We start from the raw sequence: 15,013 nt of genomic DNA, 5'->3' as shown, positions 1-15,013 counted from the left end.
CTAGGCGACCGGCCGCTGGTCGACGCGGGTTCGCGCGTAGGCGATGACGTCTTCCACGTAGTCCGCGCCGCCATGGTCCGAGACGCACTGGCGGAGTTGGCGTATGGCGTCGTCGAGTCGCGGTCCCGGTCCGTGGTCGGTGAGCAGAACGACGATCGCCGCCCAGTCCGGTGTCTGCCGGTCGGATCTGGCCAGCAGTTCGTCGAGGTAGCTGTCCGGTTCCAGCAGGCGTAATGCTCTGCGCGCGTAGGCGTGGACCCGGCGGGGGAGTTCGGCGCGGACGGTGTCGATGTCGGATCGCAGCGCCTGGCGGCCGCTTCGGGCCGGGTCGAGGCGCAGGGTCCACGGCTCGGTCAGTTCGCCGGGTAGGGATTCGGTGCCGATCAGGTCGGGACCGGTGGCCGCTTCCACGGGGACGGGCGGTAGGCCAAGTCGGGCGTTGCGCCAGTTGCAGTACTCCCACCAGGCGGTGGGCGTGGCGTTCATGGTCAAGCCGAATCCGAGAACCTGCTGTCCGTCGGTCCAGGTGCGGGAGACCCGGGTGCGGCCGACGGAAGCGACTCCGCCCGGCGCGACTCGGGTCCAGGTGGGCTCGGCGCCGTGAAACCCATACGGCTGTAGCAGTTTTCCTATCTCGAGCAGTAGGCGACGTACTGCCGTATCGGGGCTGACCATGTCAGGGAGATTAGCGACGAGCCCCGACACGGCCGCACGACCCTGCCAGCCCGCACAGGTTGGCCAAGCAACACCGACCGAAGGCCACCATTCATCGGCCCACCCCACCGAATGCCACCCTCGGTCGGTTCACCGGTGCACGCAGGTCGGATGAATGAAGGTGACGTCCAGTCGGTCTGGCGGGATGGAGGTGGCCTTCGGTCGGTCGAGTTCCGTCGGGCGAGAACGTCGGTCCGGACCCGTCGGCGCCGAGCTCGACGACATTGCCTCCGTCGGGATCCACCTCGTGGCGATCACGTTCGCGCTGGCGGGTTTCTCTAGTACGCATAGGTCGCGGTACCCGGACCGGGGTTGGTGAGCGCGGGCATGGCGGTTGGCAGGCGGATGTCGACGCGAATCGACGAGCGGCCGCCGTTCGGTTGAGCCCGGGCGCGAGGTGGGAAGGCTAAGGTGACCGCTGTGGACGCGCCCCTGCTCGAGCTGCGGTCGGTGAGCGAATCCTATGTTTCGGTCGCCGTGCTGACGGCCGCCTCGGCGGTGGGGATCTGTCTGGTCGGCGCGCTCGTCCCCGCGATCGGTGCCGGGCGAGCGACGGTCGCGGAAGCATTGGCGGAGCGATAGTTTCGGAAAGGGGCTCGTGGTGTTCACTCGGATAACGGCGGTCGCGCGTGGCGCCGCCCGCGTTCTGGTCATCGTCCGGGTGCTCGCGCCCGTGCTGACGCGCGATCTGGTGCGGCGGTGCACCGGTCGCCGGTCGGCGCTGGTCGCGGAGTTGCCCGGCGCGTTCGTCGCGCTCGGGCCGATCTTCGTGAAGTTCGGGCAGTTCGTCGCGTCCTCGCCGAGCGTTTTCGGGGCGGCGGCCGCGCGGGAGTTCGCTCCGCTGCTCGAACGGGTCGCGCCGGTGGACGCGGCGCTGATCCGGCGGCAGATCGAGGCGAGCCTTGGCGTCGAGGTGGGCCGGGTGTTCATCGAATTCGACGACGAGCCACTGGCGTCGGGTTCCATCGCGCAGGTGCACCGCGCGGTGACCAGCTCCGGTCATCGCGTCGCGGTGAAGGTGGTCCGGCCTGGCATCGAGCGCACCGTCGCCGCCGACGTGATGCTGCTGCGCTGCGCGGGTGTCGTACTCGGCTGGACCGCCGAGGGACGCCGGTGGAACCTGTCCGGCGTCATCGAGGAATTCACCACGCGGCTGCCCAGGGAACTGGATCTCACGGCGGAGGCGGACGCGATGCGGCGGTGGGCCGCGGAACTGTCGGCCGCCGGTTTCACCGGGCAGGTTCGGGTGCCCGAGGTCCATCCGGAGTTGTCGTCGCGCTCGGTGCTCACCATGGAATTGGTCGAGGGGACGACGATCATCGAGTCCGCGCCCGCGGACTCCGAGGCGTTCGACGGCGAGTCGATCATGAGCAGGCTGACTCTCTCGCTGTTCCACACCGCGCTCAAAGGTGGCTTCTTCCACGGGGATCTGCACGCGGGCAACATTCTGATCGACCGGGACGGCTGGGTCGTGCTGATCGATTTCGGCATCGTCGGCGAACTCGACGAGCCGACGCGGCTACAGCTCAAACACTGCATCGCCGCGCTGCTGGTCCTTGGCGATTTCACCGCGGCGGCCCGCGCGCTGGTGCGCCTTGGTGTGCTCAGTCCCTCCGCACCGGTCGACCAGTTGGCCGACCGAATCCGCGCGGCCGCCATGCACGCCGACGCACCGGTCGGCACGCTGCGGCTCGGTGACGTCGGCGCCGAACTGCGTGCGCTCGCCGACGAACACGGCATGACGATCCCGCGCAACCTGGTCCTGGCCGGCAAGCAGGTCGTCTACCTGGAGCGCTACATGAAGCACGTCGCGCCGGGCTGGAACCCGGTGTCCGACAAGGCATTGAGCCGCTTCTTCGCCGGCGTGCTCGCGGAATCCCTGCGCGCGACCTCCTGAGCGCGGCGGAAATCGTCGGCACCGGCCGACATTCGAGGGAACCGAACGGGTCGACGCCGCGTCCAACTCAGAAGACGAAACCGAAAGACCGCACTGAGATTTGCGTGGTGCTTGTTTCGTTGAGAGAGTGCGATCGGATAGTTGCCGGGGAGTGGGGAGATGTCGAGAGATGTGGAACAGGGACGACGTCGTCGTCGATCCGGCGAAGGTACGCGCGCACGCCGGCGCGGTCGAATCGACGCTCGAGAACGTCAGTAAGGCCAAGCAGGCCGCCGACTACGTGGCCAAGCTGGATGACGGCTACGGGGTTTTCGTCGGGTGGTATGCGGATCTGATGGTGAGCTCGCTGCACGATCGGATCACCGACAGCCTGCGGAAGATCGTCGAAACGACCGAGACGCTACCGAAAACACTGCGCCACTGCGCGGACACTTTCGAAAGCCTCGATGCCGGTCGCAAAGCCGAGATCGAGCGTCAGCAGAACCAGATCGGATAGGGGAGGGAACTCGTGCCGTTCAACGATGCCGCGCCGCCCGCGGGCAATGACCTGATCGATGGGAAGGTCGACGACGACGAGGCTTATGGGTTCGACCAGAAGGCGCTGCTCCCTCGAATACACAGCGACGGCGCTGAAGCAGGTCTGTTCAAAGGTACGCCTGTTGGCGACGCCTGGGAGGCAACCGGACTCGTCAAGGAAGCGCTCAACGGGGAAGACCCCGTCAAGAACCTGTATGGCGCGGCACTCAAAGCTTCTTCGGTAGCTGTCGCCGCCGCGGACGTGCTGGAGTACCGGAGCCGCATGGCCAAAGGCGTCCCGCTGGCGAAGTTCGATCCGTTCAATATCGTGGGCGCCCTGCTGATGGGCTGGATGCTGGAGAATGTCGAGCCGCTGCGCAAGGCGCTCGACTGGGTCACCGGTAATCCGGACATGGTCAAGGCATATTCCAAGTCCTGGGAGAACATCTCCGGTGTGCTGACCCGAGCCGCCGCCACATGGAACACCGAACTCGACAAAGATGTCAGTGAATGGGCTGGTGCCGCCGGTGCGGCCTACAAGGCCAAGGCCGACGCGTTCATGGCGGACATCGAGGCTCAGGCTTCCCTCGCCACCTCATTGAGCAAAGTGAATGCCGCGCTCGGTGACCTTGTCGAGGGTGTTCGCGGTGTCGTGACCGAACTGCTGAACTGGCTGGCGGGTGTACTGGTCGAGGCGGCCGCGATCATCATCTGCACCGGGGGGACGGCGTCTTTCGCGGCGGTCGCCCGGGCCAGCACGAGCATCGCGGGCGCGGGCACGAAGTTGTCGAGCATCCTGCTCCAGCTTGCGAAGGAAGCGTCGACGATCATCGGAATGGTGCCGAAACTCATTCAGATCGTGCAGGGTGCGACCGAGGCGTCCGTCAGGTCGGCGACCGCGTAGGCGGGCGAGATCGAAACAGGAGACGTCGTGGGTAGATACCGGAGTACGTCCACCTTGCCGCTGCCGGCGGATTGGGAACGAAAGGCGTTCGGCGCGTACCGATATGTGGTGCTGCCGTTCTCGTGTGCGTTGGTCTTGTGGCCGCTCGTTCTGGGCGCGATCTCGGCAGCCGTGACAGGTGCGGAATCGGATCGGTGGGCCGGACTCCTCGGGTGCGTGCTTGTGGGTCCCGTCGCCGCCATTTTCACCGGGTGGGCATGGTCGGAACTCCCCAGAAAGGCTCCGGTGGCCGCTGAGATTCGTGCCACGGACACCGGTTCCGCGCTCGTACTGCCGGTGCCGCGCCCTTCCTCGACCGGCAGCGTGGTATCGATCGCGATCGGCGTGGCCTTGATCGGGGCCGGACTGTGGCAATTCATCGCCTCGTTGGACGACGAATGGTCGATGGGAGCCGCGTACTTCTTCCTGATTTCCCTGCCCGCTCTGTTCGCGATCCTCCTCGGCTTCGGCACATACAAACCTCGCAAGGCCATAGACGATGTCGGCATCCTGCTCACGCCCCATCGCATCACGATCGACTACGGAAATGGCCCGACCGAGATCGCCTGGCAGGATATTTCGGCGGTCGGCGGCCGCAGCCGTCGCGAAGGATTCAAGTTCGGCAGCGGAACCAACGTGACCACGCTCGTCACCGGCGATGCGGACACCGGCTACGGAACCATCGACATCGGTCACAAGGACCTCGCGACCGACCCGACCAGGGTCTATCACCTGTTCGTGTTCTACGTGCGCAATCCGAGCCTTCGCTCCGAACTGGGGACCGAACAGGGGTTGGAGCGCTTTCGGCGCGGCGAATACGCGCCGGAGCGGCCGCAGGCATTCATCGATTGAGATCCGCGCGACGACAGCCAACCTGGCGACTCCCAGGCGGATGCGCGTCCGACCAACCGGGGGCCTGATGGTGAGGCAGAGCCGCGGCGCTGTACCGCGCGCTGAAGGCCGCCGAAAACACCGGCGGCTCAACGTCTCCGAGGCCTGTCAACCAGATTCGGCGGCCGCTTCGAGGTAGGCGGCGGTCAGTTCCGCGAGCACCCCGTCGGCGGGCGTCGGCGCTCCGTCGAGGTGGGTGGCGCGCAGTTCGGCCATGAAGCGTTCCCAGAGGGGAGGGCCGCCCGCGGCCAGCAGCTCGGCTCGCACGGTCAATTCCGGCGTCGTGTCCAGCCAGCGTGCGCCCCACGCGCCGAGCTGTGCCATGACGGGGACGAGTTGGATCGCCGCCTCGGTGAGGCGGTAGTCGACCTTCTGGCGGTGGCTCGGGTCGTCGTGGCGGGTGAGCAGTCCCGCGTCGACGAGTTTGGCGAGGCGGTTGGCGAGGATGTTCGAGGCGATGCCCTCGATGGATGAGTTGAGCAGCTCCCGGAAGTGGGTGTTGCCGCCGAACATGATGTCGCGCAAGACGATCAAACTCCACCGGTCGCCGAGCAGCTCGACCGTCATGTTGATCGGACAGCCGGACTTGCCCGGGGACACCGGCAGCTTGTCATGGGCAACTGGTTGCGACACGGGATCAGTCTAGGTTAGGTTCCTAACCGATTGCATATTGCAACCAGAAAGGAGTTCCGATGACACAGTCGGTCCGCGTGCAGAACTTCATGGTGTCCGCCGACGGATACGGTTCCGGTGAGGGGCAGAGCTTCGAGCGCCCGTTCGGACACGCCGATCCGAGTGCGTTCTTCTCCTGGGCGGGCGCCACCGCGCACTGGCCGACCAGGACCGAGCCGGGCGGAACCTACGGCCTCGACGACTACATCACTCGCGACTACCGCCACAACATCGGCGCCGAGATCATGGGGCGCAACAAGTTCGGTCCGCACCGTGGACCGTGGGAGAACTACGACTGGCAGGGCTGGTGGGGCGACGAACCTCCTTTCCGCACACCGGTTTTCGTCCTCACCCACTACGAGCGTCCCTCGATCACGCTGGGGGAAACCACATTCCACTTCCTGAATGTGACTCCGAAGGACGCGCTGGCGCGGGCGTTCGAGGCCGCCGAGGGCAAGGACGTGCGGATCGGCGGCGGGGTCGCCACGATCCGGGAGTTCCTCGACGCCGACCTGATCGACAGGATGCACTTCGCCGTCGCACCGGTCGAACTCGGTCGCGGCGAACGACTGTGGACGAGTCCCGACGAACTCGTCGACCGGTTCCATCTGGAGCGGGTCCCGCGCCCGAGCGGGATCGTGCATCACTTCTTCTGGCGGAAATGACCTTGGGTGAAAACAGAGATCAGCGCCCGTTCGGAGCGCTCGAGGAGGTTGCCCGACCGCGTCGGACGATGAATGGAAAGCGTCCCCCGCTCCTTTCCACCTTCAACATATAGCGCACAGGGGGGCTTGCGGCAAGGCCCCGTTCGTCACGCACAATTGCCCGCCGAAGCCGGAACCTGCGGAAATGGGGTGTTGCGAAGTGCGTGTCGTGTTGTCGACGTTCGGGTCGCGTGGGGATGTCGAACCGCTGGTGGGACTCGCGGTGCGGTTGCGGGAACTCGGCGCGGGGGTGCGGGTGTGCGCGCCGCCGGACGAGGACTTCGCGCGGCGGCTGGCCGGTGTCGGCGTGCCGGTGGTGCCGGTCGGCCGGTCGGCGCGGGCGATGACGACCGAGGCGCTCGCGTCGCCGAACCTGTCCGAGCGCGCGGCCGAGGTGATCGCGAGCCAGTTCGAGGCGGTCACCGCGGCGGCCGAGGGATGCGACGCACTGGTGGCCACCGGCATGTTGCCCGCCGCGGCCGGTGCGCTGTCGGTGGCCGAGAAGCTCGGCATCCGGAGCGTGTCCGTGACCTTCCAGCAGCTCACGCTGCCATCGCCGCACCGCCCACCGCTGGCGTATCGGGGTCGGCCGCTCCCACCAGAGGTGACCGACAACCGAGTGCTGTGGGATCTGGACGCCCAGACCATCGACGAGCTCTTCGGTGCGGCGCTCAACACCAACCGGGCCTCGATCGGTCTGCCGCCGGTGGACAACGTCCGCGACTACGTCATCGGCGAGCGGCCGTGGCTGGCGACGGACCCGACCCTCGACCCGTGGCAGCCGACCGACCTCGACGTCGTGCAGACCGGCGCGTGGGTGCTGCCCGACGACCGCCCGCTCTCCGACGACCTGCTGGCCTTCCTGGACGCGGGTGCGCCGCCGGTGTACGTGGGGTTCGGCAGCATGCCCATGCACGCGTCGAAGGACGTCGCCGAGGTAACCCTCGCGGCGGTCCGCGCGCACGGCCGTCGCGCGGTCGTCGCCCGCGGCTGGGCGGACCTGGCCCTGATCGATGACCGCGACGACTGCTTCGCCGTCGGCGAGGTCAACCACCAGGCGTTGTTCGCCCGGGTCGCCGCGGTTGTGCACCACGGCGGCGCGGGTACCACGACGACGGCCGCCGGTGCCGGTGCGCCGCAGGTCGTGGTGCCCCAGGCGGCGGACCAGCCGTACTGGGCGGGGCGGGTGGCGCAGCTCGGCATCGGCGCGGCGCACGACGGTCCGGCGCCGACCGCCGAGTCCCTGTCGGCCGCGCTCGCGACGGCCCTGAGCCCCGAGACCCGAGCGCGAGCGACCTCGGTGGCCGCCGAGGTCCGCACCGACGGGGCTGCGGTCGCCGCGCGACTGCTGGTCGACGCGCTCGATCGAGAGAGGAGGCCGGCTTCCGCGTGAATCCGAGGGATCGTCGAGCCAGGGAAAGCGAGGGGCAAGTGTCAACCCAGCGGTACGAAGACGAAGTGCGGTCCGAGCGGAGCTATCTGGACGGGCTCTACGCGCGGCTCGACGCCGAGCGTGCACGAGTGAAGGGTCGCTACAGCGCGGCGTTGCGGGGAAACGGTGTGTCACCGATGGAACGGGATTTCGAGGTGCGCGCGCTGGGTAGAGAGATGCGGCGGCTCGACGTGGCCGACAACGGGCTGTGTTTCGGCCGGTTGGACTCCGTGTCGGGCGAACGTCTCTACATCGGCCGGATCGGGCTGTTCGACGAGGCGAACGAGTTCGAACCGCTGTTGCTCGACTGGCGAGCGCCCGCGTCGAGCGCGTTCTACACCGCCACCGCCGCGCATCCGGAGAACATGCGCCGTCGCCGCCAATTCCACACGCGCGGAAGGCGATTGGTCGACTTCACCGACGAGGTGCTCGGTCGCCCCCACGGTGGCGAGCGCGGCGACGCGGCCCTGCTCGCGGCGGTCGACGCACCGCGCGGCGACGGGATGCGCGACATCGTGGCGACGATCCAGGCCGAACAGGATCGGATCATCCGGCTCGATCACCCGGGCGTGCTGGTGATCGAGGGCGGGCCGGGCACCGGCAAGACGGTCGTGGCGCTGCACCGCGTCGCCTATCTGCTCTACACCCAGCGCGAGCGGATGGAGCGGCACGGTGTGCTCGTGGTCGGGCCCAATCCGGCGTTCCTGACTCACATCGGCCGCGTCTTGCCGTCGCTCGGCGAATCCAACGTGGTCTTCACGACCACCGGCGATCTCTTGCCGGGTCTGCACGTCACCGCCGAGGACGCACCGGAAGCCGCGCGGCTCAAGGGCTCGCTGAAGATCCTGGACGTGCTCGCGGCGGCGGTCGCCGATCGCCAGCGGCTGCCGGAGCATCCGGTGTCGATCGAATTGAAGGACGTGACGGTGCGGATCGACGCGCCGACCGCGGAGTGGGCAAGGGAGGAGGCGCGCGCGAGTGGACTGCCGCACAACGAGGCTCGTGCGGTGTTCGGCGAGATCGTCACGTACGTCCTCACCGAGCGGGCGATCGCCAGGATCGGCCGGGGCTGGTTGACCCGCGACGACCGCGAGGCATGGGAGCAGCTGCGGGCGGACCTGCTCGCGGAACTCGCGGAGGACGAGAAGTTCACCGCGGCGCTCGACGAACTCTGGCCGATTCTGACGCCGGAAACACTACTGGCAGAGCTGTATTCGTCCCCGGAGCGGTTGCGTGCGGCGGGCGCGGACCAGACGCTGTGGCGGGCCGACGGCGACGCGTGGACGGTATCGGACGTGCCGCTGCTCGACGAACTCGTCGACCTGCTCGGTCGCGACAAGCCGGCGGACGGTGACGCCGAGCGGGAACGCAAGGACGAGGCCGCGTACGCCGCGGGCGTGCTCGACCTCCTGGTCGGCCGCGAGGACTCGATGGACGACGAGGACCACCTGTTCGCCCAGGACATGCTCTACGCCGAGGATCTCGCGGAGCGATTCCTCGAACGCGACACCCGTGAAGTCGCCGAACGCGCTGCGGCGGACCGGGATTGGACGTACCGGCACATCGTGGTCGACGAGGCCCAAGAGCTGTCCGAAATGGACTGGCGGGTGCTGATGCGGCGCTGCCCCGGCCGATCCTTCACGGTGGTCGGCGATCTCGCCCAACGCCGGTCGGCCGCCGGAGCGACCTCGTGGGACGCGATGCTGGAGCCGTACGTCCCGGGCCGTTGGGTCTACCGGTCGCTGTCGGTGAACTACCGCACCCCGGCGGAGATCATGGCCGTCGCCGCCGCGGTGCTCGCCGAGTTCGCGCCAGGGGTCGAGCCGCCGGAGTCGGTCCGCTCCTGCGGCGTCCAGCCCTGGCGTCGGCAGGTCACCGCGGACGAACTGCCCAGTGCCATCGAGGAATTCGTCCGCGACGAAGCCGGTCGCGAAGGCACGAGCATCGTGATCGGGCCGCCCGGCGTGCCGGGAACGGTGCCCGCCTCGGAGACGAAAGGACTGGAATTCGACGCCGTCCTCGTCGTGGAACCGGAACGAATCCTCGCCGACGGCCCCCGCGGCGCTGCCGAACTCTACGTCGCCCTCACCCGCGCCACCCAACGCCTCGGCGTCCTCCACCGAGGCCCGCTACCGCGATCCCTGACCGGCCTCACCGGAACCGCACCACCCGTCGCGGCGGGAATCGAGCGGTAGGCGAACAGATTTCGGGCGTCAGCGGCTGGGGGAGATGGCGTCGAGCACGCGTAGCGCGTTGCCGCCGAGCAGCAGGTGGATGGTCTCGGCGCTGAGGCCGCGGCGCAGCAGCGCGTCGGTGAGCAGCGGTAGCTGGGCGGGGCTTTCCAGTCCGCGCGCGGGTCTGATGAATCCGTCCCAGTCCGAGCCGAGCGCGACGGTCTCGCGGCCGCCGACATCGATGATGTGCAGCAGGTGATCGACGACGGCGTCGAGTTCGCCGCCGAGGTAGGCGGGGGAGAAGATGACCCCGACGACGCCGCCGGTGTCGGCGATGGCGCGGATCTGTTCGTCGTCGATGTTGCGCCACATGGGCCGGACGCCTGCCACGCCGGTGTGCGAGACGATGACCGGTCCGCGGGCGCGGGCGATGGCATCGAAGAAGCCGGGGCGGTTGATGTGGGCGAGGTCGACCAGTACGCCGAGCTCGGCGCACGCATCGACGACCTCGCACCCGAAGCCGGTCAACCCTTCTTCCTTGCTGCGTCCGATACCCATTGCGGGACACCCGATCTCGCTGCGACTGAAGTGCAGCAAACCCAGGTAGCGCACGCCGCGCCGTGCGAAGGCGACGAGGTTGCCGAGGTCGCCTTCCAGCGCTTGGCCGCCCTCGATGCCGCGCAGCCCGACGCTGACTCCTTCGGCGCGCGCTCGGCGGATGTCGTCGCCGGTGGTCGCCAGCCGGAACCGGTCGGGATGGGCGCGCGCGGTTTCGTCGAGCGCGTCGAGTTGGCGGTGGATGTCGGCGGCGGTGCCGCGGCGCGGGTAGGGGGCCGTCCACATGCCGAACCATTGCGCGGCCAGACCGCCCTCGCGCATGCGGGGCAGGTCGACGTGTCCGACGTAGCGGCTGATCGGCCAGCGCGGTCGGTGCCGAACGGCGAAGTCGTAGCCGCGGGATATCAGCTTCGGGGTGTCGGCGTGCAGGTCGATGACGGTGGCGCTGTCGTGCACTTGCTTGGCTTCGGTGGAGACGGGCATGCGTAGCGTACCTCCGGGCGAGAAGGACGGTCAGCGCCGCCGGAATCGGTCGGCGCGAAACGGTGTCAGAACCGGCGGACGGACGCCGTCGATGACGTAGCGCGTGAGGGCTTCGGCGGCGGGCGCGGCCAGTGTCATTCCGAGCATGGAAAACCCTGTGACGAGGTAGGTTTCGGCGTGGCCGGGCAGTCGGTCGATGATGGGCAGCCCGTCCGGTGTCAGTGGTCGTTGCCCGCTCCACTCACGTTGCCGGTCGGTCCAATCGATCCCGTCCAGCATGACCGACGCGCAGCGGGCGATGGGGTCGAGACGCCGTGCGCTCAATCTCGCCGAGGGCCCGAAGTCCATGCCCGAGGCGATGCGCAGCCGGTCGCCGAGCGGAGCGCAGGCGATGTGGTCGTCCAGCAACAGCACCGATCGGCGCAGCGCGGTGGTGGCGGGGACGTCGAAGCTGTAGCCGCGACCGCCGATGACGGGGAATCGCCTGCCGATCAGGGCGGTACTGGCTCCGGTCGCGACGATCACCACATCGGCGTGGTGCAGGCCCGCGCTGGTCGCGACCGCGGTGCGGGTAGCCAAGCGGGTGGCGGTGACTCTTTCCTCGATGCGCACCCCGATGCCGCGGACATGCGCGGCGAGAGCGGCGACGAATGCGCCAGGATCGATCTGAACGTGATCGCGCAGTTCGACGCCGTAGCGGGCCAGCGTCGACAGGGCGGGCTCCCGCTCGTGGAGCGAGTCGGCGTCCAAGACGGTCTGCGGCACCGAGAAACCGGCGGCCCGGAACGGTTCGCGGGCGCGGCGGAACGCCCGCACGGCATCGGCCTCGCGCGCCACGGCCAGCAACCCCGCGTCGACGCGCCGGAATTCGACACCTTCGTCGGCGAGCTCGTCCAGCAGCGGGAAGCACCGTTTGCCCAGTTCGGCCAGAGCCAGTACGCCGCGCTTGTAGTGGCGGGCGGTGGAGTGACGGGCCAAGGACAGCAGCCAGGGCAGCAGCCCCGGATAGTCGCGTGCGGCGATCCGGGAGGGCGACTCGGGCGAGCGCAAATGCCTGAGCCCGTCGCGCATCAGTCCGGGCTCCGGGAAGGGGCCGGTTTGCGCGGGATTCACCCATCCGGCGTTGCCGTGCGAGGCGCCCGCGCCGACGCGCTCGGCTTCCACCACCGTCACGTCGATGCCGTGGTGCGCGAGCTGGTGGGCCACATTGAGCCCGGCGATGCCCGCGCCGACGACGAGTGCGGTTCGCGGCGTGCTCATAGCGGCACCCGCTTCGCGCCGCCGGGGACCAGGTGGGAGCTAACGTAGCGCGGCACTATGCGCCCTTCGTTTCGAACGGCGGAAGCATGTCGACGACCAACCCTCGGAAACGTCCTCGGTGGATTGCCAGAACATTGCCGACAGGTGGGTAGTCGCAGTCTATGCCGGGCCAGGCGACGGTGTCCTCGACGTCGGAGCACTTCGCCGCGACCCGCCGTTTCGTTTGCCCGGATCGCGACCGTTCGCCAGCCGTTGACCGGTAGATTTGGCCGATCGAACAGACGCCCGACAACTCGCGACAGACCGTGCACGTCGGAAGGGGCTGTGATGGTGTCCAGCGCGTTCGCCGAACTCTACCTGGCGTCGACCGAGGGGCCGCCCGGTTTGCTGCCCGCGCGCCAGCAGATGGCGTTCTCGCTCGGCTGGCACATCGTGCTGGCCTGCTTCGGCGTCGCGTTTCCCGCGATGATCTATGTCGTGCATCGCCGCGGCATCGTCCGTGCCGATCCGGTCGCCCTCGGCCTGGCGAAGCGATGGGCGACGGTGTCGGCGATCCTGTTCGCCATCGGCGCGGTCTCGGGGACGGTGCTCAGTTTCGAGATGGGGCTGCTGTGGCCCGGTTTGATGGGACGCTACGGCGACGTGCTCGGCCTGCCGTTCGCCTTCGAAGGGCTCTCGTTCTTCATCGAGGCCATCTTCCTCGGCATCTACCTCTACGGGTGGGGACGGATGCCGCCGCGGCGCCATCTCGCGATGCTCGTCCCGATGGCGGTGGCCGGCGTTGTCGGCACCTTCTGCGTGGTGAGCGTCAACGCGTGGATGAACAATCCGACCGGGTTCCGGCTGGTCGACGGCGAGGTCACCGATGTCGACCCGTGGCGGGCGATGTTCAACGACGCCGCCTTCTTGCAGTTCGCGCATATGTGGGTCGGCGCGTTCATGGTGGTCGGCTTCGTGGTGTCGGGCGTCTACGCCGCCGGACTGTTGCGCGGTCGCCGCGACGAGCACCACCGGCTGGGTTTCACCGTGCCGTTCGTCTTCGCCACCGTCGCCGCGATCGCGCAACCGCTCATCGGGCATCTGCTCGGGATGCGGGTGCACGACACGCAACCGGCGAAACTGGCGGCGTTCGAATTGGCCACCCACACCGAAGGTCCCGCGCCGCTGCGGATGGGCGGACTGCTCATCGACGGAAAGGTCGTGGGAGCGCTCGAGATCCCGCGGCTCGGCTCGATCATCGCCCGCAACTCGTTGACCGCGCCGATCCCCGGACTCGACACCGTCCCACCGGAGGATCGACCGCCGGTCAACATCACCCACCTCGCCTTCCAGACCATGGTCGGCATCGGCACCCTGCTCGCGCTGCTGGTGATCGGGTTCTGGTTGGCGCGGTGGCTGCGCCGCGATCCGCTGGCCAACCGCTGGTTCCTGCGCGTGGCCGTCGCTGCCGGGCCCTTGGCGGTGCTCGCGCTGGAATGCGGTTGGATCGCCACCGAAGTCGGCCGCCAGCCGTGGACGGTGTGGCGGGTGCTGCGCACCGCCGACGCGGCGAGCACGAGCACCGGCCTGTGGTGGAGCTACACAGGCGTGCTGCTGGTCTACCTCGGGATGACCGTGGGCGCGATCGTCGTCCTGCGCTCGATGACCCGCCGCTGGCGCGCGGGGGCCGAGTCCATCGCGAGCCCGTACGGCCCCGGCGCCGGTCCCGTCGACGAAGCGCAGCGCGCCGTCCGCGAAAGGGGATGACCGATGGACCTGTCGGACGTGGTCGCCACGGCGATGTTCACCGGCGTGGTGCTGTACGGGCTGTTCGGCGGCGCGGACTTCGGCTCCGGATTCTGGGATCTCACCGCGGGCGGAGCGCGGCGCGGCGGCCGGTTGCGCGTGCTGATCGATCACAGCATCGGGCCGGTGTGGGAAGCCAACCACGTATGGCTGATCTACATCCTGGTGTTCCTGTGGACCGCCTACCCTTCGGCGTTCGCCGCCATCATGACCACGCTGTTCGTTCCGATGAGTCTGGCTCTGCTCGGAATCGTGTTGCGCGGAGCCGACTTCGCGTTCCGCAAGTACTCGGCGACGATCGCCCAGGCTCGGCTGTTCGGTGCGTTGTTCGCGGGAGCGTCGCTGATCACGCCGTTCTTCTTCGGCACGGTCGTCGGCGCGATCGCCTCGGGACGGGTGCCCGCCGAGGGATACGGTGACCGGGTGGGGTCGTGGGTGAACCCGACCTCGTTCATCGGGGGCGTTCTGGCCGTGGGCACGTGTTCCTTCCTGGCCGGGGTCTTCCTCACCGCCGACGCCGCGCGTTCCGGCGATCCCGCACTCGCCGAATACCTGCGGCCACGGACTCTCGCCGTCGGCGTGGTCACCGGTGCGCTGGCCATCGCGGCGATCGCACCGATCCGCCGTGACGCGCCCACTCTCGGTGACGGCTTGCTCGGCCGGGCGTTGCCGTTGATCGTGGTATCGGCCGCCGCCGGGGTGAGCACGCTGGTTCTGGTGTACCGCCGCCGGTTCGGATGGGCGCGGGTCTCGGCGCTGGTAGCGGTCGCGGCGATCGTCATCGGGTGGGCGGTCGCGCAGACTCCGTGGATGCTGGTCGACGAGATGCTCATCGCCGACGCGGCGGGGGCGCGGTCGACTCTCGTCGCGCTGCTGGTTGTCGTCGCGCTCGCCGCGGTCACGGTGCTGCCCGCGCTCGCCTATTTGTTCTGGCTCACCCAGACCGACGCGTGGTCGCGCGACGAGACGGCCCACACCGGGTGA

Annotated in this window: 14 protein-coding genes; 10 read left to right on the top strand and 4 right to left on the bottom strand. The window is 68.6% G+C overall.

Going from position 1 to position 15,013, the window contains the following annotated elements:
* The gene (locus tag CRP45_RS07295; RefSeq protein ID WP_097244296.1) at window positions 1–675 is read right to left on the bottom strand and encodes a hypothetical protein; all 675 of its coding nucleotides are present in this window, start codon (window positions 673–675) and stop codon (window positions 1–3) included.
* A gap of 459 nt (window positions 676–1,134) precedes the next feature.
* Here CRP45_RS07295 and CRP45_RS33705 point away from each other — a divergent pair, with 459 nt between their 5' ends.
* The 5 genes from CRP45_RS33705 (at window position 1,135) to CRP45_RS07270 (ending at window position 4,922) form a co-directional block, all read left to right on the top strand.
* A complete protein-coding gene (locus CRP45_RS33705) occupies window positions 1,135–1,296 on the top strand; it encodes a hypothetical protein (RefSeq protein ID WP_179830782.1) in 162 nt (53 codons plus the stop codon).
* A 19-nt stretch (window positions 1,297–1,315) separates the two neighbouring features.
* Complete coding sequence (locus tag CRP45_RS07285) at window positions 1,316–2,611, top strand: ABC1 kinase family protein (protein WP_179830781.1); 1,296 nt, start codon at window positions 1,316–1,318, stop codon at window positions 2,609–2,611.
* 169 nt (window positions 2,612–2,780) lie between these two features.
* Window positions 2,781–3,107 (top strand): type VII secretion target, encoded by a 327-nt coding sequence (locus CRP45_RS07280; protein WP_097244293.1) that lies wholly within the window; start codon window positions 2,781–2,783, stop codon window positions 3,105–3,107.
* Window positions 3,108–3,119: 12 nt separating this feature from the next.
* Window positions 3,120–4,031 (top strand): WXG100-like domain-containing protein, encoded by a 912-nt coding sequence (locus CRP45_RS07275; protein WP_097244292.1) that lies wholly within the window; start codon window positions 3,120–3,122, stop codon window positions 4,029–4,031.
* A gap of 285 nt (window positions 4,032–4,316) precedes the next feature.
* A complete protein-coding gene (locus tag CRP45_RS07270) occupies window positions 4,317–4,922 on the top strand; it encodes a hypothetical protein (RefSeq protein WP_143861363.1) in 606 nt (201 codons plus the stop codon).
* Window positions 4,923–5,069: 147 nt separating this feature from the next.
* Here the strand turns inward: CRP45_RS07270 and CRP45_RS07265 are convergent, their stop codons facing one another.
* Window positions 5,070–5,594 (bottom strand): winged helix-turn-helix transcriptional regulator, encoded by a 525-nt coding sequence (locus CRP45_RS07265; RefSeq protein ID WP_245909957.1) that lies wholly within the window; start codon window positions 5,592–5,594, stop codon window positions 5,070–5,072.
* A gap of 59 nt (window positions 5,595–5,653) precedes the next feature.
* Here CRP45_RS07265 and CRP45_RS07260 point away from each other — a divergent pair, with 59 nt between their 5' ends.
* The 3 genes from CRP45_RS07260 (at window position 5,654) to helR (ending at window position 9,964) form a co-directional block, all read left to right on the top strand.
* Complete coding sequence (locus tag CRP45_RS07260; RefSeq protein ID WP_097244290.1) at window positions 5,654–6,298, top strand: dihydrofolate reductase family protein; 645 nt, start codon at window positions 5,654–5,656, stop codon at window positions 6,296–6,298.
* Between the two features lie 199 nt (window positions 6,299–6,497).
* Complete coding sequence (locus tag CRP45_RS07255) at window positions 6,498–7,730, top strand: glycosyltransferase (protein WP_179830780.1); 1,233 nt, start codon at window positions 6,498–6,500, stop codon at window positions 7,728–7,730.
* A 38-nt stretch (window positions 7,731–7,768) separates the two neighbouring features.
* The gene (helR, locus tag CRP45_RS07250; protein WP_179830779.1) at window positions 7,769–9,964 is read left to right on the top strand and encodes an RNA polymerase recycling motor ATPase HelR; all 2,196 of its coding nucleotides are present in this window, start codon (window positions 7,769–7,771) and stop codon (window positions 9,962–9,964) included.
* Window positions 9,965–9,982: 18 nt separating this feature from the next.
* On the opposite strand, the gene CRP45_RS07245 is transcribed toward helR, so the two are convergent.
* Both CRP45_RS07245 and CRP45_RS07240 read right to left on the bottom strand, forming a co-directional pair.
* On the bottom strand, window positions 9,983–10,984 hold the full coding sequence (locus CRP45_RS07245; protein ID WP_097244288.1) for a dipeptidase: 1,002 nt from the start codon (window positions 10,982–10,984) through the stop codon (window positions 9,983–9,985).
* 30 nt (window positions 10,985–11,014) lie between these two features.
* Window positions 11,015–12,244: an NAD(P)/FAD-dependent oxidoreductase gene (locus CRP45_RS07240; protein ID WP_097244287.1), complete on the bottom strand. Its 1,230-nt coding sequence runs from the start codon at window positions 12,242–12,244 to the stop codon at window positions 11,015–11,017.
* Between the two features lie 327 nt (window positions 12,245–12,571).
* Here CRP45_RS07240 and CRP45_RS07235 point away from each other — a divergent pair, with 327 nt between their 5' ends.
* Complete coding sequence (locus CRP45_RS07235) at window positions 12,572–13,990, top strand: cytochrome ubiquinol oxidase subunit I (protein WP_097244286.1); 1,419 nt, start codon at window positions 12,572–12,574, stop codon at window positions 13,988–13,990.
* A gap of 3 nt (window positions 13,991–13,993) precedes the next feature.
* Window positions 13,994–15,013 carry a cytochrome d ubiquinol oxidase subunit II gene (locus tag CRP45_RS07230; RefSeq protein ID WP_097244285.1) on the top strand — a complete coding sequence of 340 codons (1,020 nt, stop codon included), beginning with the start codon at window positions 13,994–13,996 and terminating at the stop codon, window positions 15,011–15,013.

It is taken from the genome of Nocardia amikacinitolerans, assembly GCF_900215415.1.
Lineage (GTDB): Bacteria > Actinomycetota > Actinomycetes > Mycobacteriales > Mycobacteriaceae > Nocardia > Nocardia amikacinitolerans.
The sequence above is the reverse complement of the archived record's forward strand: the minus strand, read 5'-3'. Positions and strand labels throughout refer to the sequence as shown.